We start from the raw sequence: 21,435 nt of genomic DNA on the forward strand, positions 1-21,435 counted from the left end.
GCCTACTACTTTTAGCGATCCGCATCCCCAACGAGGAGCAAGAGCATGAGTCACTACGACGTGGTCATTCTGGGCGGCGGCCCCGGTGGTTATAACGCGGCGATCCGCGCCGGCCAATTGGGCCTGAAAGCCGCGTGTGTGGAAGGCCGCGCCACCCTCGGCGGCACATGCCTGAACGTCGGTTGCATGCCGTCCAAGGCCTTGCTGCATGCTTCGGAGCTGTACGACGCGGCCATGGGTGCGGAGTTCGCCAACCTCGGCATCGAGGTCAAACCCACGCTCAACCTCGCGCAAATGATGAAACAGAAAGACGACAGCGTGAGCGGCCTGACCAAAGGCATCGAGTTTCTGTTTCGCAAGAACAAGGTCGACTGGATCAAAGGCTGGGGCCACATCGAGGGTCCGGGCAAAGTCACGGTGACCGACGATCAGGGCAACACGACCGAGCTGAGCGCCAAGGACATCATCATCGCCACCGGTTCCGAACCCACGCCCCTGCCCGGCGTCGAGATCGACAATCAGCGCATCCTCGACTCCACCGGCGCGCTGTCGCTGAGTGAAGTACCGAAGCATCTGGTGGTCATCGGTGCCGGGGTAATCGGCCTGGAGCTGGGCTCGGTCTGGCGGCGTCTCGGCGCCCAGGTGACCGTGGTCGAATACCTCGACCGCATCTGTCCGGGCGTCGATGCCGAGGCCGGCAAGACCCTGCAGCGTTCGCTGAGCAAGCAAGGCATCAGCTTCAAATTGAGCTCAAAGGTCACCAGTGCCACGACCTCGGCCAACGGTGTGCAGCTCAGCGTCGAACCTGCAGCGGGCGGCAGCGCCGAGCTACTGGAAGCCGACTACGTACTGGTCGCGATCGGCCGGCGCCCGTACACCAAAGGCCTGGGCCTGGAGAACGTCGGCCTGAGCACCGACAAGCGTGGCATGCTCGCTAACCGCCAGCACCGCACCGAAGCCAATGGCGTCTGGGTAATCGGCGACGTAACGTCCGGGCCGATGCTCGCGCACAAGGCCGAAGACGAAGCGATGGCCTGCGTCGAACAGATCGTCGGCAAGGCCGGCGAGGTCAATTACGACTTGATTCCCAACGTCATCTACACCCGGCCGGAACTGGCCAGCGTCGGCAAGACCGAAGAGCAACTGAAGGCCGAAGGACGTGCCTACAAAGTCGGCAAATTCCCGTTCACCGCCAACAGTCGGGCGAAGATCAATCACGAAACCGAAGGCTTTGCCAAAGTCCTCGCCGACGAACGCACGGACGAAATCCTCGGTGTGCACCTGGTCGGCCCGAGCGTCAGCGAAATGATTGGTGAATATTGCGTGGCCATGGAGTTCAGCGCCTCGGCCGAAGACATCGCGCTGACCTGCCATCCGCACCCGACTCGCTCCGAGGCGCTGCGTCAGGCGGCGATGAATGTCGAGGGGATGGCGACGCAGATGTAGGTGGTCACCCAAACCCTGTGGGAGCTGGCTTGCCAGCGATGGCGTCAGTCCTGTAACCGTTGCGGTCGCTGACACACCGCTATCGCTGGCAAGCCAGCTCCCACAGTTGACCGTGTTCCTGCTGGAGGACTGCGGTCGAATGTGGGAGCAACCCGCTCTACCGCGGCAGATGCCCCAACGGCAACGCCCCCGGCGTCTTCACCGTGTGAATTGCAAAGTTGCTGCGAATGTCACTCACCCCCGGCAGCTTCAGCAGGCAGCCGCTGAGAAAGCGGTCATACGCGCGCAGGTCCGGCACCACCACTTGCAACAGAAAGTCCGATTCCCCGGACACCAGAAACGCCGAGATCACCTCCGGCAGGGCGGTGACTGCCGCGTAAAAGGCTTCGGCCTGCTCATCGTTGTGGCGCTCGACCTTGACCCCGACAAACACCGTCAGCCCCAGTCCCACTTCATCGCGATCGAGGTTGGCCTGGTAGCCACGAATCACCCCGGCCTCCTCCAGCATCCGCACCCGGCGCAAGCAAGGTGACGCCGACAGGCCGATCTCGTCCGCCAGCTCGACATTGCTCAGCCGTCCGTTGCGCTGCAAGGCAGCGAGAATCTTGCGATCAAAAGCGTCGAGTTTCATGTTTGGCAGATCCTGCTGGTCAAGGCGCAAAAAGAAAGCAGGTTATGCCAATCCTGTGGCTTTTTGAAGCTGACTTCGCAAGCACCTGCCCCGCCCTTGCGCCATAGACTTTGCTCACCGAATCGATAACGAAAGGGCTGCGACATGACGAGTTTCTGGCTGTTTTTTCTGGCATTGGCGGTGGTCTTCCTGTTGCCCGGCCCGGACATGATTCTGTTGCTGCAAACCGGTGCCCGCCAGGGTCGCGGTGCGGCGCTGGCAACCGCCGTTGGCCTGGCGATCGCCCGGGGCTGTCACGTGGCATTGGCGGCGCTGGGGCTGGCCGCGCTGTTCAAGGCGGCGCCATGGACGTTTGATCTGGTGCGCCTGGCTGGTGCGGCGTACATGCTGTGGATCGGCATTCAATGCTTGCGCAGCAGCTTGCTGCCGAACCTGAATACGGCTGCCGTGACTGACACCCAAGGACAATGGCGCGAGGCGATTCGCCGTGGCCTGCTGACCAATCTGCTCAATCCCAAGGCTTTGCTGTTCTGCTCGGTGCTGTTGCCACAATTCATCGTCAATGAGGGCGCAGCAGTGCTGACCCAGTTTGCCACCCTCGGCGGGTTGCTGGTGGGCATCGGGCTGCTGTTCGACAGTGCCTATGCCCTGACCGGCGCGGCGCTGGGACGTTGGCTGCAACACAGTCCAACCGCCCAACGCGTTCAGCAATGGCTGTTCGGCAGCCTGCTGATCGGCTTCGCCGTACGCCTGACGTTTATCCAGCAGGCTTAGAGCTTGCGCGCCTTGCGCCGACGACTGAGCAACAACAACGCGCCCGCACTGAACAGCACCAGGACACCGACCACCGGCCATTTGTACGGACGCAACGTTTTGCGTGTGGCGTCGGTAACCTGGGTGACGTAACGCTTGTCGGCGTTTTCGAAATCCGGGTACGGGCATTGATTGCCGAAGTCCACCGCCCAAGGCACGTATGGCCCTTCGTTGACGTAGCGTCGATACAACGCGCTCTGCTCTTCAAGGCTGCTGTTGAAACCGGCGGCATTGCACAACACCGCAGCAAACGCCTGACTGGTGTGCGGCAAATTATCGGCGGCCCGGCTGGCCAGCGCGGTGGCGACAAAACGGTAGTGATAACGCTCATCCGGCTGCGCTTCACTGGCCTTCTGGCGCTGGACTTCAGCCTCGGCCACCAGCGGCCCGACTTTCAGCTCGGTGCTTTCCAGACTGTAATTGCCGCCAAACGTGGCGTAATCCGGCGCCATCTCGTAACCGAGAATGTCCATGCCCCATTCACGCGCGGTCCACGCCGCGTTGTACAAGGCGCTGGCGCGTTTGGTCGGCCACCACGCAGCGTCGGCCTTCATCCGTTGTTCGCCGTAGAGCCGGGCCTTGTGCTGCAGGTCGGGATTGTCGAAATAGCCGACCGCTTCTTCGTAATGCCCTTCACGCAGCAAGCGCCGTCCCAGCAGATTGCGCAGGCTTGCGGCGACCGGCAGCGGCACATAGTTGTCGCGCTGCTGCTGGGTCAGCGCCGGCGGCGCCGGGACGTTGTCATCGACATAGCGCTTGAGCTCATCGACCGTCAGCACGCGCTCGGCCACCGTCGCCGCGTCGAACCAGTAGATGCTGTTGCTGCGATACAACTGCACGAACGCTTGCAGGTATTCGCCACGTTGCAGCGCGAGAATCGCGCTCTCGCCTTCGACCCGGCATTTCGGCTGGACGGTTTCAAAGTCCCAGTCCGGGGTGCGCCGGTAGCCCCAATCCTCGCTCTGCGGGAAAGCCTGCGCAGCTTTGGCATAGGCGGCAGCCGCGGCATTTTTATCACCGTCACGCACCGCCAGCTTGGCCCGCAACCACCACGCCAGTCCGCCGTCACCGGCGTTTTCAAGGAAGGCTTTGGCGCTGGCGTAATCACCTTGTTGATAGTTCATGGCCGCCAGTCGATCGGCGTTTTCCAGGCTGCCACGGGTGCTGTCCTGCAGCAGTTTGATCAGCTTCTTCTCGTTCGGCGGTTGTTCGTCGAACGACCAGCCCATCCGGCTGATCAACGAGGCGGTAACCAATTGCTGCACAGCCTTGCGCTCCAGCAACTTGGCCAGTTGCGGCTCGGGCAGTTCGGCCAGCTCATTCATCAGTTGTTTCAGCGAGGTATAACCCACGGCCGAGCCGTGCAGGTTCTGCGCTTCGTACAGTTCGATGGCGCCGTTCCAGTCACCGGCGTTGCGCAGCACTCGCGCCTCCTCACCGAGACTGGCGACACCGAGTTCCAGCGGATCGCTGAAGCCATCGATGCTCAATTGGCGGGCCTGACGAAAGGCTGCGCGTGCGTCCTCCAGCACTTCAATGACATCGCCCGCCTCGGCACTCATGGCAAACCAGGCGCGGCCCAGGGAGTAAGCCGCCCAAGTGCTGCGCAGCGGACGCTGATCGGCCGGCAGCGCCAGCACTTTGTTGAAGTATTCGATCGCCAGCGGATGATCGCCAGTGGCAAACGCCACCGCGCCGGCCACGTACAAGCGGATTTCCTCCGGCAGGCTGGCGCCCTGCGCCTCGACCTGACGCGCGTCGGTCAGGCCGCGCAGTTGCTTGACCAGTGCTTGTTGCTCGGCGCTCAGACCCACCTGTTCGGCTTTTTCGCGAAGCGCCGCAGGCTCGCTTTCGTCACCGTACATGTCGTCGGGATTGTGCTTCGCGGCGGTGACGTTCTTCAGCCCGGCAATGGTTTTGCCGAGGCGGCTGATCTCGAAGTTGAAGTTGCCCTCCGGCAGTTCGGCCAGGCTTTGCCCACGATTGTCGAGCAGGCGCATCGGAAAGTCCGGGCCGCAGGCCAGCGCCGAACCCAGCGGCAGGCTGAGGCTCAGGCAGAGCAGATGACGGGGCCAGTTACGGGTCAACATGCGAACCTCCTTGATCAATAAATGCACAGCGCGCCCAACCAATGGCGCGTTGTCCGCCCGCCGGCAGACGACCGTCGCGCAGGCGGGTGAAGGTAAGCAGATCCGCGCTTTGTTGCAACGCGTAACCGGCGAGCGCATCGGCGCCCTCGCAAGCGCTGGCCTTGACGGTGATGCGCGTGGGCCAGGCACTGTCGAGGTTACCGACATTGCGCAGGGCGATGTCCTGCAGGCCATCGTGGTCGCTGAACGTCAGACCGAGCCGGCTGCTCAACGTATCGCCACGGGCCACAGCGCGCAGCGTACTGAGGCTCCAGGCGCGACGATCATTGGCCAGCGGCAGACGAAACCAGATCAACCCGGCCAGATGTTCCGGGCGATCCTCGCGCATGTCAGTGGCCAGTCGGCTCAGTTGTTGCGGATCGGCGAGCAATTCGCGCCGCTGGCCGCCGCGCTCGAGTGGCAGTTCACTTTCCACCACCGGAACGCCATCGGCATCCGGCAACAGCGCCACGCCGTAGGCCGGCAGCGCCAGATAAAACGGTTTGTCGCTCACTCGCCCCCAGGCCTTGGCCCAGCGCCGCGCCTGCTCGGGGTCGAACAGACCACGACGCGGATCGCTGACCGCGTGCACCTGCAGCACACTGCTGTCGACGCTGGCCAGCAGTGCCGGCAGTTGCGAACTGTCGAGCCACGCCGGCAACGCAGTGATGCTCAGCGGCAAGTTGGCCGGCAATGCGCCACGCAGATGCACGAGAAATTCGCTGTACGCCAGCAAACGCGCATTACCGGCGTCGTGATCGATCTCGACCCCGCTTACCGTCAGGCCCTGCGCTTGCCAGTCAGCCAGCATCTGAAGGATCTGTGCGCTCACCTGTTGCTGATCGAGCGCCTTGAGCTGACCGTCGAGACGAACCACCGCAATCAGCGGTCGGCCATCGCGCTTGAGCAACGGCGCATCGATTTGCGCCCGATGCCAGCCGTCATTGGGGAATGCCTGCAAGGCCAGCACGCGCAGTGTCGAGAAGCTCTCGCGGCTTTCGCGCAGGGCGGCGTCATGGGCCGGCGTCCATTGACGTTGCCAGATATAAAGTTGTTGATCGAGGGCGGGGGCATCCTGCCGCTCGCAAGCCGCGAGCAGCAGCGTTGCCGCGATCAAAATCGAAAAGCCGAACCGCATGAAATGTTTATTCCCTGCCGATACAAAAATGCAGGGTACACAAATCCCTGGAGGAGCGACTCAAGGCTTGCGGGCAATGATCACCTGACTCTTCGCCACGACCGCGTCCAGCGCCTGCTTGATCTGCGCACCACGGGGCGAATCGAGCACCGCTTGCCAGGTGTTGGCCCAATGCTCGAGCAACGGGTGATCCGGGTTGCTGAAATCGACCTTGGCTTCCCAGAACAACAGCATCCACATCGACCAGTAAAAACCGTACTGGCTGTGGCTGATGATCTCCAGCCCGGCGTCGCTGACCAGCGTCTTGAACTGCGCTTCGCTGATGATGCGAATGTGGTTGGGCTTCTGGAAATACTCCGGCGCCGCAATGTCCTTCTGCAAATCTTCCGAGCTTGGGTGCGGCACGCTCAGCAGGTACAGCGCACCCGACTGGCCGACCCGCACCAGCTCGGCGAGAAACTGCGCCGGGTCGTCGACGTGCTCGATGACTTCGGTGGAGACCACTCGGGTAGCGGTGCCGTCGGCGATCGGCAACGGATTACAGTCGGTGACATGGCACTCGACGCTGCGCGCCGGGGTATCGCTCAGGCGTTGGCGGGTGGCCTCGACCTTGGCGCCGTCGATGTCGGCGATGATGATCTTCGCCCCGCGCATGCCGCAAAAATGCACGTTGCCGCCGTCACCACAGCCGACATCGAGCAAGGTGTCATCGGCGGTCACCGGGAAGCCCTTGAACAGCTCGCCGGTCTCCTGGTTGAACCAGCCGCTGAGCTTGGCATCGTAGAGGCCGAGCATGTACGGATCGACCTTGTCCGCCACCGGGGCGACAGGTTGCGCGGGGACCGGTGCAGGCGTCGCCGCCGTGAGTTTTTTCAATAGGCTCAGCATGAGGTGGCTCCGGGGGTTGAAACGGCAGTTCGGGACGTGTCGAGGCGCCGTACCAGGGCGGCACCGCGATTGCGCATCGGCATTTCGATGAAGCGGTAGTTCAGCTCGCTGAGCAGCACGATCAGGCCTAAGGCGATCAGCACAGTCAGCATCGGGTGCCCGGCCGGGCTCGGCAAACCGGCAGCCTGCAGCCGGAAAATCAGCTCCCGCACCAGCAGATAGGCCGGGATATGAATCAGGTAAATGCCGTAGGAACGACTGCCGATCCACCCCATCAGCCGCTGCAAATGGCCCGCCGGCAGCAGGTAATCGCGGTTGTACGAAGCGATCCACACCAGCAGCGCGCCGAGCACGGCAATCGAGCCGATGCGGTAAGGCGCGAAGGTGAAACGGTCGGTGGCCATGAAACTCATCAGCAGTGCCACGCCGATCAGCACTGATACCCCGACCCACGGCCGCCGCAGAAACGTCGGCTGCCAGCGCTGCCAGGAAGGTTGCGCGCTCCACAGCGCCAGCAGCACGCCGAGCGCCAGGGCATCAGTGCGCACCACCATCAGCAACGGCGTGCGCAGGGTGAACAGTTGCACCGCCACCAGCGCCAGCAAGGCCCAGACCAGATGCTTGCGGCACAGCACAATCAGCAGCGGGAACAGCAGGTAGAACTGCTCCTCCAGCGCCAGGCTCCAGTAGACAAAACTGCTGCCGTATTCGTAATGAAAAAAGCTGTCGGCAAATCGGAAATTGGCGTACTGCAACACCCCCGCCAGCGTCGCCTGCAGGTTGGCGTGCAAGCTGCCAAAGGCCCCGGAGCGGTTGAGAAACACACATGCCAGCAGGATCAGCGCCAGCCACAACCAGGCCGACGGCAACAGGCGAAACACCCGGCGCAGCCAGAAATTGCGCGTCTGCTGCCAGCACTCCTGACGCGTGGTGCAGCCTTGCAGCGCGGGGATCAGGCTGCGCGCGATGACGAAGCCTGAGATCGCGAAAAACAGATCGACGCCCCACCACGGTTGCGCCCAGGCGTGGATTTTTTCCAGCAGCGGCACGGTGTCGGTGAACAGGCTGCCCTGCAAGTGATGGAACAGCACGCCGAGCACCGCAATCGCACGCAGCACCTCGATGTCCATGATCCGCCTGGTGCTCATGGCTGGCCCCCGGTGCAGGTTTCGCCAGCCAGCGGTTTGCGGGCAATGATCACCTGGCTCTTGGGCATGAAGCGGTCGAGCATCTGCTTGATCGCCAAACCGTCGGGCTGCGCCAGCAGGTCTTGCCAGGTCCGTGCCCAGCTTTCCATCAGCGGCGGATACGGCGCCTGAATCCGGTCGCGTACCGCGCCACCGAGGTCCCGGCCGGCAGCGCGTTCGCTGGCCCAGAAGAAGATCATGCCCATCACCCAGAAGAAGCCGCTGGCCTGCCGATGCTCGATCACCAGCCCGGCGTTCTCCACCAGTTCGGCAAAGCGCTGCTCGGTGAAAATCTGCACATGGTTGGGCGTCTGGTAATAACTGGCCGGGGCGATGCCTTGTTGCAGGTGCTCGCCCACCGGCGCCGGCACGCTCAGCAGATACTGCGCACCGGGGCGGCCCATGCGCACCAGTTCGGCCATGAACGGTTCCGGCTGATCGATGTGCTCCAGCACTTCCATGCACACCACTTTGCTCGCGCAACCAGCGGCCAGCGGCAATGGCAGGCTGTTGCTGACCAGCCCCAGATTCGGCTTGGTGCTCTGCGCCTCAACCTGCCGGGCCAGATCGCGAACCTTGTCATGTTCGCTGTCGGTGAAAATTACCGAGGCGCCCTGCCGCACAGCGAACAGCGTCGCCACGCCCTCACCGCAACCGACGTCGAGCAAGGTGTCGTCAGCCGTGATCGCGAAGCCCTTGATCAACTCGCCGCTGCCCGGCAAAAACCAGCCATCAAGAATCGCGTCATGCAACCCCACATCCCGTGGCGAGACCTGCGCGCCGGGTTCAGGTGCAGGAGCAGCAGGCGACGGAGCCGGGAGCAAGCGTGCGAGCAGACGCCGGATCATGCGCCCGAGGCTTCCACGGACAACGGCTTGAGGACCTGCGCGCGCTGCGCAAAAAACCTCCGCAGGCGTTCTTCTGCACTCGCCTGACTGCAGAACTTCTGCAGGTTGTGAACGGCATGCCCGGACATTCGCGCATAGCGTTCAACGTCGTTTTTTGCCACCTCATAACTGTCGCGGTACGCAGCGCACAACGAGTCCCAATCGGTCATGTAGCGCAAGGTACGGTAAGCCGCGCGTGGGTCGTGGGGCCATGCCGTAAGCTCGTCGGTGGAATCAACGATGAACGCGTTGTCGCTGTCGACGTAGTCGGCCATCGCCGTGTTCAGCGGGGCGATCGCCGGTTTGCCGCAGGACATGAACTCCATCAGCGGCAGGCACTGCCCTTCGCCATAGGAGCTGTTGACCACATAGCTGGTGGCCTGCACCAGCGCTTCGTAGTCGGCGTCCGCCAGATAACCGTGGATCAGCACGATCCGGCACTGGTAGGACTGGTTCTTGTACAGGTGATGCAGCATGTCATTCAGGGCATTGGCGATGTCATGGTGCGTGAGTTTCAGCACCAGGGTGGCATCGGCGACGTCACGGAACGTGGTGCAGAAGGCACTGATCATGTCCTGCCAGTTCTTGCGCCCGTCGTACGGGTTGAACACCGAGGTGTAGACCACGCCGTCCAGTTGCAGCTGGCAGTCCTGCGGCGGCCCGGCAAACGACATTGGCGTGCCTTCGCACAACCCCGGCGGACCGTACGCGCGCAGATCCACCGTGCGGCTGTCGAGCAACAGGCCACGCAACTTCAACTGCACCGCTTCGACCACAGGCTGCTTGCGCAACTGCGCACCGCGTGCGGCAAAACGGTCCCAGACAGGCGCGGGTATGGCGCAGATCGGATAGTCCGCGCCCATCACGTCGCAGACCGCGTTCACCGTGAAACTCGAATGGGTAATCGCCATGCCGCAGGCGTTCAATACCACGCGCCAGTCGTGACGTGGCTCGCCGTGCCAGCTCTCGGTGGGGATAGTGCTGAATTCCCAGGCAAATACCGGGATGGTCGGGCAGGCGTAATGAATCGGTGTGCGATGCGGCGGCGAGAACGACAGAAACACGCACGCTTCGCCACGGCTCAGACAATCGAAGTACAGGCGATCAACCAGTTCGTCCGGGTTGCTCACTTCAATCACTTGCCCAAGGCGTTCCAGCACCGGGCGGAATTCCTTGAGCACGAAGTAATAGCTGTACTCGGGCCGGCCGAGGTTCTGCTGGATGTTGCTCTTGTTGGTTTCCGAATGAATGATGATCAGCATGATGCAGTCCCCGCCTCGGCGATCAGCTGTGGGCTTGCACTCGGCGTCAGTTGAAAAAACTGCGCCAGACGCTGCTGCACCGGGGCAAAACTGCAGTAATCGCGCATGCGCTCATTGGCCGCCAGGGCCATGGCCTGATAAGCCACCGGATCGTTTTTGGCCATGGCGTAACTGTTTTCGTAGGCGGTTTTCAACGAGCCCCAATCCGGACGATGGCGCAGGGTGCGGTAGAGGATCCGCACGTCATCCGGCCAGATCGTCGGCTCACGGCTGGACTTGACGATGAAGCCGACGCGCTCGTCGATATAGTCGTGCATTGCCGTGTGGTCCGGTGCGATCACCGGACGAGCGCAGGACATGAATTCCATCAGTGGCAGGCACAAACCTTCGCAGCGGGACGCGTTGACGTAGAAACTGGCAGCACCGTACAGCCTGGCGAATTCTTCGTCTTCCAGGTAGCCGTGCATGACCACCACCCGGCAGGCGAAGGGCGACAGCTGCGACAACAAGGTGATCAGGTGCACGTAATAAGTCGCCAGATCGTTCTGCGTCATCTTCAGCACCAGCGTGGCATCTTCGACATCGCGCATGGCCCAGCAGAACGCCGTGATCAGGTGATGCCAGTTCTTGCGTCCGTCTTCGGGGTTGAACACGCTCACATAGACCACACCGCTGACCTCGGTCTGCACGGTGACCGTGGTGTCGGGCAGGCTGGCCTGCGGATGCTCGACCACCGGCGGTGTTTCGACGATGACGGCCGGCGGCAATGGCTCGGGGGCCGGGGTACGCAACCGGAAGAGCTGGCGGCGCAAGGCGAGTGGCAACAAGTCGCGAACGGCTTCGCGATACCACAGCAACAGATTGTGCTTGAGCAAAAACAGCGGCCCGTGGTCAGTCGGGGTCGCGGCGGCGCGATAACTTTCGCGCAGGTAGTGTTTGGTGATGAACGCACGTCGGCGCAAGGTCAGTGGCGGTAATGGCGCGGCTTCGGGCGTAACCACCGCGTCGGGCTGCGGCTCCTGCACATCGACGGCGGGTGCGATCAGCCCATCGGCGGACAAACCGAGCGTGCGGCTGTCGATGATGCAGCCCTTGATCTGCAACACCGCGCCCGGGTTCACCGCAGCAGGCGGGAACTGCCGGCGCACCCCGGCGAAGCCTTCCCACAACGGTGTCGGCAATACCAGGACCGGGAAATCTTCGCCCATGGTCCGGCGAATGGCTTGCGCGGTGTGACTGGACAGCGTGATCGCCCGACCATGGCTGGCCAGCAGCCGGCTCCAGTCGTGCCGCGTATCGTCATCGCGAGGGTCATCCGGGATCGAGTCGTACTCCCACGCGATCACGCAGACCACGGGGCATTGCAGGTCGGTCGGGGTCTTATGCGGCGGCGCAAACGAAAGAAAAAGGCAGTCCTGACCGGCCAGTTGCAACTGCCGATACAACGGGTCGACTTCGGCCGCCGACGACACGACGTGCACCTGTCCAAGGCTTTCCAGCACAGGACGGTAGGCCTTGAGCACGAAGTAATAGCTGTATTCCGGACGCCCCAGACTCTGGCTGATGGAGCGGTCATTGACGTCCGAGTAAAGAATGAAATTCATGGCATCCCACGGTGACACCACCATCCCGGCAGTTTCACGCTATGACGGCCAGGCGCTGAATCGAGTCGGGATCACCGCTGCTCGTCCTTCGTCCTGAGCTCGTCTTCGTTCTTGTTTTATTGGCTGGTTTCACCCTGTTGCGCAACATCCCCGGCGAATCCGGGGAGATGGCGACGAGGGCCATTCTAAACACATCCTTTGCGAATCCGGGAACCGCCCGACAAGAATAAATAGGGCTACGCTGACGAGAACTGACCGGTCACGGTTTGCGGTGTTGAAATTGCCGAGCATTTGGCACAGATTGGTAACAAATAACTACAACAATGACTTCGCCGATTGTCCTGTCAGACTTTTTTATCCGGCCTGACGACTCCTCCCCCAAAGCCTATGGGAAAGTGGCGAATGTTAAAGACCAAGGGGTCAGTGTTTGAAAAAACGTCTGTTCATCACGGGCCTCAGTGGGTTCGTGGGACAACATCTCCAGTCGCATCTGGAACAGCCTGGCTCGACGTGGGAACTGCTGTCTGCGGCGGCGCCCTACGATCTCACGGCTGCGACCAGCCTCACCGATCTGTGGCCACAATTGCCCGACGCGGTGATTCACCTGGCCGGTCAGACCTTCGTTCCCGAAGCTTTCCGTGACCCGGGCCGAACGCTCGAAATCAATCTGCTCGGTACCCTCAATCTGTTGCAGGCCCTCAAGGCCCGTGGCTTTCGCGGGACGTTCCTGTATGTCAGTTCCGGCGACGTCTATGGACAAGTCGACGAGAGCGCCCTGCCCATTACCGAACTGCAACCGCCCTGCCCGCGCAATCCGTACGCGGTGAGCAAACTGTCGGCAGAGTTTCTCAGCCTGCAGTGGGGCCTGAGCGAAGGCTGGCCGGTGCTGGTGGCGCGGCCGTTCAATCACATCGGCAGCGGGCAGAAAGACAACTTTGTCATCGCCAGTGCAGCACGCCAGATCAACCGCATCAAACAAGGCCTGCAAGCCGCGCAACTGGAGGTCGGCGACATCGACGTCACGCGCGATTTCCTCGATGTCGGCGATGTGATCGCGGCGTATTTCGCCTTGCTGGAAAAAGACACGCCGGGGCAGGTCTACAACATCTGCTCGGGCCGCGAGCAAAGCATCCGCAGTTTGATCGAGCAAATGGCCGACCTTGCCGAGGTCGACCTGCAACTGGTCCAGGATCCGGCGCGCATGCGCCGCGCGGATCAGCGTCGCGTTTGCGGCAGTCATGCAAGGCTTGCCCAAGTCACGGGATGGGCGCCGAAAATTACAACACAACAATCCCTGCGGGCGATCCTGTCCGACTGGGAGCAGCGAGTACGACAAGAATGAAAAGTGCACTGATCACAGGGATCACCGGCCAGGACGGCGCTTATCTGGCCAGACTGCTGCTCGACAAGGGCTACAAAGTTCACGGTCTGGTCGCACGGCGCAGCAGCGATTCACGCTGGCGCCTGCGCGAGATGGGCGTCGAAAGCGACATCGTCTACCTTGACGGTGACATGGCCGATGCCTGCTCGGTGCAGCGCGCGGTGATCAAGTCGGCGCCGGACGAGGTCTACAACCTGGCCGCGCAAAGCTTTGTCGCCGCGTCCTGGAATCAACCGGTGACCACCGGCATCGTCGATGGCCTGGGCGTGACCCACCTGCTCGAGGCGATCCGCCAGTTCAGCCCGCACACACGTTTCTATCAGGCCTCGACCAGCGAAATGTTCGGTCTGATCCAGGCTGAGCAGCAGGACGAGAACACGCCGTTCTACCCGCGCAGCCCCTATGGTGTAGCCAAACTCTACGGCCACTGGATCACCGTCAACTACCGTGAAAGTTTCGACCTGCACGCCAGCAGCGGCATCCTGTTCAACCATGAATCGCCGCTGCGCGGCATTGAATTCGTCACCCGCAAGGTGACCGACGCCGCTGCCCGCATCAAACAGGGCAAGCAGCAGGAACTGGCCCTGGGCAACATCGACGCCAAACGCGACTGGGGCTTTGCCGGTGACTACGTCGAAGCCATGTGGCTGATGCTGCAGCAGGACAAACCTGACGATTTCGTGGTCGCCACCGGCATCACCACCACCGTGCGCGAGATGTGCCGCATCGCTTTCGATCACGTCGGTTTGAACTACCGCGATTACGTGAAGATCGACCCGGCGTTCTTCCGCCCCGCCGAAGTCGAAGTGCTGCTTGGCAACCCGGCCAAGGCGCAGCGCGTGCTGGGCTGGAAACCGAAAACCGACCTCGACACCCTGATCCGCATGATGATGGATGCGGACATGAAACGCGTCGCCAAGGAGTAGGCCATGCTGATCCCCGTGATTCTGTCCGGCGGCGCCGGCACTCGTCTGTGGCCGGTGTCCCGCGAGGGCCATCCCAAGCCGTTCATGACCCTGCCCGACGGCCAGTCGCTGCTGGGCAAGACCTATCAGCGTGCCGCCGCATTGCTGGACGGCTGGGGCGACATCGTTACGGTGACCAACCGCGAATACTACTTCCAGAGCAAGGATCACTATTGCGCCGCCCACGTGTCGCGCCATCGCGGACACTTCCTGCTGGAGCCGACCGGGCGCAACACCGCCCCGGCGATTGCTGCGGCGGCCTTGTCACTGCAAGCGTTGCACGGTGACGACGCGATCATGGTGGTGATGCCCGCCGACCATTTGATCGTTAATCAGCAAGCCCTCAAGAGCGCCGTCGAACACGCGGTCAACCTGGCGAAGGACGGTTATCTGGTGACCTTCGGCGTGCTGCCGACCGCCCCGGAAACCGGCTTCGGCTACATCGAAACCGGCGCGCCACTGGATGCCAAAGGCGCGGCAAAAGTGCAGCGTTTCGTGGAAAAGCCCGACCTGCAAACCGCCGCGCATTACCTGGAAAGCGGCAACTTCCTGTGGAACTCGGGCATGTTCTGCTTCACCACCGCGACCCTGATCAACGAGCTGCAATTGTACGCGCCGGAGTTGCTGGAACAGACCCGCGCCTGCATGGAGGCCAGCGCCCCGGTGGAAACCGTCGGCTGTCTGCAACAGGAACTGTCAGCAGCGCTGTTCGCTGAAATCACCGACATCTCCATCGATTACGCGTTGATGGAACGCTCGGACAAAGTCGTGGTGGTGCCCGCCGGTTTCGACTGGAGCGACATTGGTTCATGGGGCGCCGTGGCCGCACTGGTACCGGCCGATGCCGACAACAATCGCGCCAGCGGCGAAGCGGTGTTCATCGACAGTCACAACAACTTCGTGCAGAGCGAAGGCCGGCTAGTGGCTGCCGTGGGTGTGGATAACCTGATCATCGTCGACACCGCCGACGCCGTGCTGGTGGCCCACGCCGATCGCGCCCAGGATGTGCGGCGCGTCGCCAAGCAGCTCAAGGACAAGTCCCACGAAGCCTACCGCCTGCATCGCACGGTCAGCCGTCCGTGGGGCACCTACACCGTGCTCGAGGAAGGCCCGCGCTTCAAGATCAAGCGCATCGTGGTCAAGCCCGGCGGCAAGCTGTCGCTGCAAATGCACCATCACCGCAACGAACACTGGGTGGTGGTCGAAGGCATGGCCAAGGTCACCAACAACGGCAGCGGCACGCATCTGGTGGCGAAGAACGAATCAACGTTCATTGCCGCCGGGCACCGCCATCGCCTGGAAAACCCCGGCGTGATCGACCTGGTGATCATCGAGGTGCAAAGCGGCGAATACCTGGGTGAAGACGATATCGTGCGCTTCGAAGACCAATACGGCAGGACGGTTTGATGCTGCTTTCCCTGTATCGCTCGCTGCGCAGCTATCGCGGATTCATCCTCGGCAGCGTCAAGCGGGAGTTTCAGGCGCGTTATCGCAATTCGCTGTTCGGCGCGCTGTGGACCGTGCTCAACCCGTTGTCGATGATCGTCGTGTACACGGTGATCTTTTCCCAGATCATGCGCGCGCGCCTGCCGGGTGTGGATGACGGCCTGGCCTACAGTGTGTACCTGTGCGCGGGCCTGCTGACCTGGGGACTGTTCGCGGAAATCACCTCGCGCAGCCAGAGCATGTTTCTGGAAAACGCCAACCTGCTGAAGAAAATCAGCTTCCCGCGGATCTGCCTGCCGGTGATTGCGCTGCTCAACGCCGGGATCAACTTCGCGATCATTCTCGCGCTGTTCTTCGGTTTTCTGCTGATCAGCGGGCGCCTGCCCGGCATGGCCTTGCTGGCGCTGATTCCACTGTTGCTGGTGCAGGTGATCTTCGCCGCCGGGCTGGGGATGATCCTCGGCATCCTCAACGTATTCTTCCGCGATGTCGGACAGATGTTCGGCATCTGCCTGCAATTCTGGTTCTGGCTGACCCCCATCGTTTACCCGCTATCGATCCTGCCGCCGGGCATCCAGCACCTGATCAGCCTCAACCCGATGACGGCGTTGATGACCAGTTACCAGAACGTGTTCCTCTACAACCAGTGGCCAAACTGGCCGTCGCTGCTGCCGTTGCTGATCCTCGGCCTGCTGTTCTGCGCCATGGCGCTGCGCCTGTTCCGGCAACGTGTCGGCGAAATGGTGGATGAACTCTGATGGGACATATACGCGTCAGCGGCCTGGGCAAGGCCTACAAGCAATACCCCAATCGCTGGAGCCGGTTGTTCGAGTGGCTGGTGCCGTTTTCCGGCACCCGGCACCACTTGCACTGGATCCTGCAGGACATCAATTTCGAGATTCAGCCCGGCGAAGCCGTCGGCATCGTCGGGGTCAATGGCGCGGGCAAAAGTACGCTGCTGAAGATGATCACCGGCACCACGCAACCCAGCTGCGGGCAGATTCAACTGCAAGGTCGCGTGGCCGCGCTGCTGGAGCTGGGCATGGGTTTCCACCCGGATTTCACCGGGCGTCAGAACGCGTTCATGGCCGGCCAGTTGCTGGGCATGCAGGTCGAAGAGATCGAAGCGTTGATGCCGCAGATCGAAAGCTTTGCCGAAATCGGCGAAGCCATCGATCACCCGGTGCGCACTTATTCCAGCGGCATGCAGATGCGCCTGGCCTTCAGTGTCGCCACCGCGCGCCGTCCGGACATCCTGATCGTCGATGAAGCGCTGTCGGTGGGCGATGCCTACTTCCAGCACAAAAGCTTCGAGCGCATCCGCAACTTTCGCAAGGCTGGCACCACGCTGTTGATCGTGTCCCACGACCGTTCGGCGATTCAGTCGATCTGCGACACAGCGATCCTGCTGGAGAACGGCCGCCTGGCCATGCGCGGCAAACCCGAAGAGGTCATGGACTACTACAACGCCATGCTCGCCCAGCGCGAAGGGCAGATCGTGCGCCAGGAAATGCTCGCCAACGGCCAGGTGCAGACCATTTCCGGGACCGGTGAAGCAGGAATCGTCAGCGTGCGCCTGCTCGACGCTCAAGGGCGCAGCCTGGAAGTGGCGGAAGTCGGCCAGCCAGTGGTGCTGGAAGTGCAGACCGAGGTGCGTGAAGACATCGAGCGTCTGGTGTTGGGCTTTCTGATCAAGGATCGCCTCGGCCAGGCGATCTACGGCATCAATACCCATCGCCAGGACCAGGCAATCAGCGACCTGAGCGCCGGTGAACAGGTGACGTTCCGCTTCGCCTTCGATATGCGCCTGGGCAAGGGCAGCTATTCGGTGGCGCTGAGCCTGTCGCGTCTGGATTCGCATCTGGATCGCAATTTCGAATGGCGCGATTACGGTCTGGTCTTCCACGTCATCAACAACCGTCAGGAAGACTTTGTCGGTTGCTCATGGCTGCAAGCCCGGACCGAGATCAGCCGCTCCAGCGAACACGCAACGCCGCAGCCAGACAGGGAGATCTCGCGATGACACGACTGTTGATGGAGTGCACCTACGTTTTCGAACACCCGTCCGCCAATTCGGGCATTCAACGCGTGGTGCGCAACGTTATTCAACAGTTGCCAGAAGCCAATGCCGAGCGCGAATGCATCCCGGTGGTGATGCTCGACGGTGCCCTGTATGAGGTGAAAAGCCTGGCGCCGATCAAAACCCCGAGAATCAATCTGACCAGCCTGCGGGTGAAGCTGGAACAGTGGGCCAACAGCTTCTGGTTGCGCCATCGCGCTCTGGAACGACGCCGGCCTTTCAGCCAGTCGCATTTCGCCCGGCGGGTGTTGTATGTGCTCTGCCGGCTCACGGCGTTTGCCTGTTTCAGCCTGCCGATGCGCGTACTCGGGCGCCTGCTCAAGGGCAAACCGATTCCGGAACGTTGCGTGCCGCTGCAACATCGGGCCGGCGATCAACTGGTGTTGCTCGATTCCTCCTGGCACGCCAACTTTTTCCCCTTGGCCGAACAACTCAAACGCGATGGCGTGGGTATCGTTTCGGTGATCTACGACCTGATCCCGCTGACCCATCCGCAGTTTTGCGACGCGGGTCTGGTCAAGGTGTTCAATGACTGGTTCGACTGGATTGCACGCACGGCCGATGGCTATGTCGCGATCTCGACCACCATTCGTGATCAGGTGCGCCAGGAGATGTTGCGCCGGATCGGCACGCAACAGGTCCAGCAGCGCTGGTTCGATTACTTCCACCTGGGTTCCGAACTGGACCTGACTGACGCCGCAGCCGAGGTCGATCGCAACCTGCTGAACCTGTTCAAGACCCCGGAGCCGGTGTTCCTGATGGTCAGCACCATTGAGCCGCGCAAGAACCACGCCTACCTGCTCGATGCGTTCGAACGTGCCTGGGCGGCTGGCTCCACAGCGCGCTTGTGCATCGCCGGGAAAATCGGCTGGAAGTGCGAAGCCCTGATCGAGCGGATCCGCCAGCACCCACAACTGAACCGTCGCCTGTTCATGTTCAACTCGCTCTCGGACAAAAGCCTTGAGCACGCCTACTCCCACGCCACCGCGCTGGTATTCCCGTCGCATGTCGAAGGGTTCGGCCTGCCTCTGGTGGAAGCCATGCAACGCGGGCTGCCGGCGATGGCCAGCGACATCCCGGTGTTCCGCGAAATCGGCGGCGATTACATGGCGTATTTCGATCTGCACAATCCGCAGAGCCTTACCGACCTGGTGCTCGGGATGGAGCGCTCGGGTGAGTTTCCGGCACCTCTGAGCCTCGACCAATGGCGTTGGCTGAGCTGGCGCGAAGCAAGCGCACAACTGGTGCAGCGCATCGAGCGCAACCTGAACCATCCACTGCCCGCATCCGAAGGCCAGCATGCGCATTGCTCTTAACGCGCGGATTCTTCAGGCGCCACGCACTGGCATCGGCCATTACGTCGCCGAACTGGTCCGCGCCCTGCGCGCCAGCACTGAAGTCGAGGTGGCGTTGTTTCACGGCTGGGGCTGGAGCTCGGCCCTGCCGGAAGCGGCCATGCCCGGCTACTCGCGCTTGACGCCACTGCTGCGGCAGATCCCCGGGGCCTATCAAGCGCGGCGCTGGCTGGAGCAGAAACGTTTCGATCAGGGCCGCACGCAAGGCATCGACCTGTATCACGAGCCGAGCCTGTGGCCGCTGGCCTTCGATGGCCCGACCGTGATCACCCTGCACGACCTGACCCATCTGCACTTTCCTGAGACCCAGCCCCCCGCGCGCCTCAAGGAAATCGAACGAAGACTGACCGCTGGCGTGCAGCAGGCGCAGCGAATTATCACCGACTCGCAGGCGATTGCCGACGAGGCGCAGGCTTATTTTGGCCTGCCGGCCGAGCGTTTTGTGGTGGCGCCACTGGGTGTGGCCGAACGCTTCCACCCACGGCAACCCGACGCCATCGAAGCGGTGCTCAAGGCGCATGCCGTTGCCCCGCGCGAGTATTTCCTGTGTGTCGGTACTCTGGAGCCACGCAAGAATCTGAGCCTGGCATTGCGCGCCCATGCCCTGCTGCCGGAGGCCGTGCGCCAGCGTTTTCCCCTGCTGATCGTCGGCATGGCCGGTTGGCAGCAGACGCAGTTCAGCGATGAGCTGCGCCAGGCCCTCGCGTCGGGTCACGTATGCCTGCTCGGCTATCTGCCGGATGAACAGGTCGCACAACTGCTGGCCGGCGCCCGGGCGCTGGTGTTTCCGTCGCGGTATGAAGGCTTCGGATTGCCGGTGCTGGAAGCCATGGCCAGTGGCACTCCGGTGATTCTCACCCGTTCTTCAGCCATGCCGGAAGTCGCCGGCGCGGCGGGCAACTACATTGAACCTGATGATGCACAGGGCTTGCGTGATGCGCTGATCCGCCTGATCGACGATCAAGCGCATTGGCAGGCCTGCCGAGAAGCCGGATTGCACCGGACGCGGCTATTTTCCTGGGAACGTTGCGCACAGGCCACCGCCGGTGCCTACCGCCAGGCCATGGGAGGCTGAATGCGAGTTCTTCATTTTTTCAAGACGTACCTGCCAGATTCGGTCGGCGGCATCGAACAAGTGATCTTCCAGCTCTGCGAAAGTGGCGCGTATCACGGCATCGACGGTCAGGTGCTGACCCTCAGCGCCGACCCGACCCCTCCCGTGATGCAACTCGGCTCACACGAAGTGCATCGCGCCAGACTCGACATCCAGTTCGCCTCCACCGGGTTTTCCTGGAGCGTGTTCAAACAGTTTCGCGAGCTGGCCGCCGAAGCCGATGTGGTCAACTATCACTTTCCGTGGCCGTTCATGGACCTGGTGCACTTTGCCAGCGGCCTGAACAAACCGAGCGTGGTGACCTATCACTCGGACATCATTCGTCAGAAGCATCTGCTCAAACTCTACCGCCCGCTGATGAACCGCTTCCTCGCCAGCGCCGACCGGATTGTTGCGGCCTCGCCGAACTACCTGCACACCAGCGACGTGTTGCAGCAGTTCCAGGACAAGACCCGGGTGATTCCGTACGGTCTGAACAAGGCCGGTTATCCACAGGCCGACAGCGACCGCCTGAATCGCTGGCGCCAGCAGCTTGGGGACAAGTTTTTCCTGTTCGTCGGGGTCATGCGTTATTACAAGGGTCTGCACATCCTGCTCGATGCCTTGAAGGACGTGGATTATCCAGTGGTGATCGTCGGTGCCGGGCCGCTGGAACTGGAACTGCATGCCCAGGCCGCCGCGCTGGGCCTGCGTAATATCCATTTCCTCGGGCGTCTGGGCGATGAGGACAAGGTCGCCCTGCTGCAACTGAGCTACGCCATCGTGTTCCCATCGCATCTGCGCTCCGAAGCGTTTGGCATTTCGCTGCTCGAAGGCGCGATGTACGGCAAGCCGATGATCTCCAGCGAGATCGGCACCGGCACCAGCTACATCAATATCCACAACGAAACCGGGTTGGTGGTGCCACCGAGTCATCCACAGGCGTTTCGCGAGGCGATGCGTACCCTCTGGGAAAACCCCGAACGCGCGGCGGCCATGGGCATCAAGGCCGAGGCGCGTTACCGGCAGTTGTTCACCGCCGACGAGATGGGCCGCAAGTGGACCGCGTTGTATCAGGAGCTGCTCGAAGAGAAAGACCTGTCTTACGCCTGACCTGCCATAACACATCA

Annotated in this window: 18 protein-coding genes; 10 read left to right on the forward strand and 8 right to left on the reverse strand. The window is 62.1% G+C overall.

Going from position 1 to position 21,435, the window contains the following annotated elements; all coding sequences use genetic code 11:
* Nucleotides 1-45: 45 nt before the first annotated feature.
* Nucleotides 46-1,446 carry a dihydrolipoyl dehydrogenase gene (gene lpdA / locus B1722_RS11325; protein ID WP_041073819.1) on the forward strand — a complete coding sequence of 467 codons (1,401 nt, stop codon included), beginning with the start codon at nucleotides 46-48 and terminating at the stop codon, nucleotides 1,444-1,446.
* A 157-nt stretch (nucleotides 1,447-1,603) separates the two neighbouring features.
* On the opposite strand, the gene B1722_RS11330 is transcribed toward lpdA, so the two are convergent.
* Nucleotides 1,604-2,077 (reverse strand): Lrp/AsnC family transcriptional regulator, encoded by a 474-nt coding sequence (locus B1722_RS11330; RefSeq protein ID WP_041073817.1) that lies wholly within the window; start codon nucleotides 2,075-2,077, stop codon nucleotides 1,604-1,606.
* Between the two features lie 144 nt (nucleotides 2,078-2,221).
* Here B1722_RS11330 and B1722_RS11335 point away from each other — a divergent pair, with 144 nt between their 5' ends.
* Nucleotides 2,222-2,851: a LysE family translocator gene (locus tag B1722_RS11335; protein ID WP_086792525.1), complete on the forward strand. Its 630-nt coding sequence runs from the start codon at nucleotides 2,222-2,224 to the stop codon at nucleotides 2,849-2,851.
* On the opposite strand, the gene B1722_RS11340 is transcribed toward B1722_RS11335, so the two are convergent.
* Genes B1722_RS11340 through B1722_RS11370 form a run of 7 tightly spaced genes read right to left on the reverse strand, consistent with a single transcriptional unit; the run spans nucleotide 2,848 to nucleotide 11,985 of the window.
* A complete protein-coding gene (locus B1722_RS11340) occupies nucleotides 2,848-4,980 on the reverse strand; it encodes a hypothetical protein (RefSeq protein ID WP_086792527.1) in 2,133 nt (710 codons plus the stop codon). The two genes, B1722_RS11335 and B1722_RS11340, sit on opposite strands and share 4 nt — an antisense overlap.
* Entirely contained in the window at nucleotides 4,967-6,157 is a 1,191-nt protein-coding gene (locus B1722_RS11345) for a DUF3142 domain-containing protein (protein ID WP_086792529.1), read from the reverse strand. The genes B1722_RS11340 and B1722_RS11345 overlap by 14 nt, the downstream gene beginning before the upstream one ends.
* A 60-nt stretch (nucleotides 6,158-6,217) precedes the next feature.
* Complete coding sequence (locus tag B1722_RS11350) at nucleotides 6,218-7,045, reverse strand: class I SAM-dependent methyltransferase (protein WP_086792531.1); 828 nt, start codon at nucleotides 7,043-7,045, stop codon at nucleotides 6,218-6,220.
* A complete protein-coding gene (locus tag B1722_RS11355; RefSeq protein WP_041073808.1) occupies nucleotides 7,039-8,193 on the reverse strand; it encodes an acyltransferase in 1,155 nt (384 codons plus the stop codon). Before B1722_RS11355 ends, B1722_RS11350 begins: the two co-directional genes overlap by 7 nt.
* Complete coding sequence (locus B1722_RS11360; protein WP_086792533.1) at nucleotides 8,190-9,080, reverse strand: bifunctional 2-polyprenyl-6-hydroxyphenol methylase/3-demethylubiquinol 3-O-methyltransferase UbiG; 891 nt, start codon at nucleotides 9,078-9,080, stop codon at nucleotides 8,190-8,192. The genes B1722_RS11355 and B1722_RS11360 overlap by 4 nt, the downstream gene beginning before the upstream one ends.
* Nucleotides 9,077-10,381: a glycosyltransferase gene (locus B1722_RS11365; protein WP_086792535.1), complete on the reverse strand. Its 1,305-nt coding sequence runs from the start codon at nucleotides 10,379-10,381 to the stop codon at nucleotides 9,077-9,079. The genes B1722_RS11360 and B1722_RS11365 overlap by 4 nt, the downstream gene beginning before the upstream one ends.
* A complete protein-coding gene (locus B1722_RS11370; RefSeq protein WP_086792567.1) occupies nucleotides 10,375-11,985 on the reverse strand; it encodes a glycosyltransferase in 1,611 nt (536 codons plus the stop codon). Before B1722_RS11370 ends, B1722_RS11365 begins: the two co-directional genes overlap by 7 nt.
* Nucleotides 11,986-12,412: 427 nt before the next feature.
* Here B1722_RS11370 and B1722_RS11375 point away from each other — a divergent pair, with 427 nt between their 5' ends.
* Genes B1722_RS11375 through B1722_RS11410 form a run of 8 tightly spaced genes read left to right on the forward strand, consistent with a single transcriptional unit; the run spans nucleotide 12,413 to nucleotide 21,418 of the window.
* The gene (locus B1722_RS11375) at nucleotides 12,413-13,327 is read left to right on the forward strand and encodes a GDP-mannose 4,6-dehydratase (RefSeq protein ID WP_086792537.1); all 915 of its coding nucleotides are present in this window, start codon (nucleotides 12,413-12,415) and stop codon (nucleotides 13,325-13,327) included.
* Nucleotides 13,324-14,292: a GDP-mannose 4,6-dehydratase gene (gene gmd, locus B1722_RS11380; protein WP_041073800.1), complete on the forward strand. Its 969-nt coding sequence runs from the start codon at nucleotides 13,324-13,326 to the stop codon at nucleotides 14,290-14,292. The genes B1722_RS11375 and gmd overlap by 4 nt, the downstream gene beginning before the upstream one ends.
* 3 nt (nucleotides 14,293-14,295) lie before the next feature.
* Entirely contained in the window at nucleotides 14,296-15,738 is a 1,443-nt protein-coding gene (locus B1722_RS11385) for a mannose-1-phosphate guanylyltransferase/mannose-6-phosphate isomerase (protein ID WP_086792539.1), read from the forward strand.
* On the forward strand, nucleotides 15,738-16,535 hold the full coding sequence (locus B1722_RS11390; protein ID WP_047596956.1) for an ABC transporter permease: 798 nt from the start codon (nucleotides 15,738-15,740) through the stop codon (nucleotides 16,533-16,535). The genes B1722_RS11385 and B1722_RS11390 overlap by 1 nt, the downstream gene beginning before the upstream one ends.
* Nucleotides 16,535-17,800, forward strand: a complete 1,266-nt coding sequence (locus tag B1722_RS11395; protein WP_086792541.1) for an ABC transporter ATP-binding protein — start codon at nucleotides 16,535-16,537, stop codon at nucleotides 17,798-17,800. The genes B1722_RS11390 and B1722_RS11395 overlap by 1 nt, the downstream gene beginning before the upstream one ends.
* Entirely contained in the window at nucleotides 17,797-19,173 is a 1,377-nt protein-coding gene (locus B1722_RS11400) for a glycosyltransferase family 1 protein (protein ID WP_086792543.1), read from the forward strand. The genes B1722_RS11395 and B1722_RS11400 overlap by 4 nt, the downstream gene beginning before the upstream one ends.
* Entirely contained in the window at nucleotides 19,157-20,287 is a 1,131-nt protein-coding gene (locus tag B1722_RS11405) for a glycosyltransferase family 1 protein (protein WP_086792545.1), read from the forward strand. Before B1722_RS11400 ends, B1722_RS11405 begins: the two co-directional genes overlap by 17 nt.
* Nucleotides 20,288-21,418, forward strand: a complete 1,131-nt coding sequence (locus B1722_RS11410) for a glycosyltransferase family 4 protein (RefSeq protein ID WP_086792548.1) — start codon at nucleotides 20,288-20,290, stop codon at nucleotides 21,416-21,418.
* Nucleotides 21,419-21,435 lie beyond the last annotated feature (17 nt).

Source organism: Pseudomonas sp. SCPG-7 (genome assembly GCF_002156405.1).
Lineage (GTDB): Bacteria > Pseudomonadota > Gammaproteobacteria > Pseudomonadales > Pseudomonadaceae > Aquipseudomonas > Aquipseudomonas parakoreensis.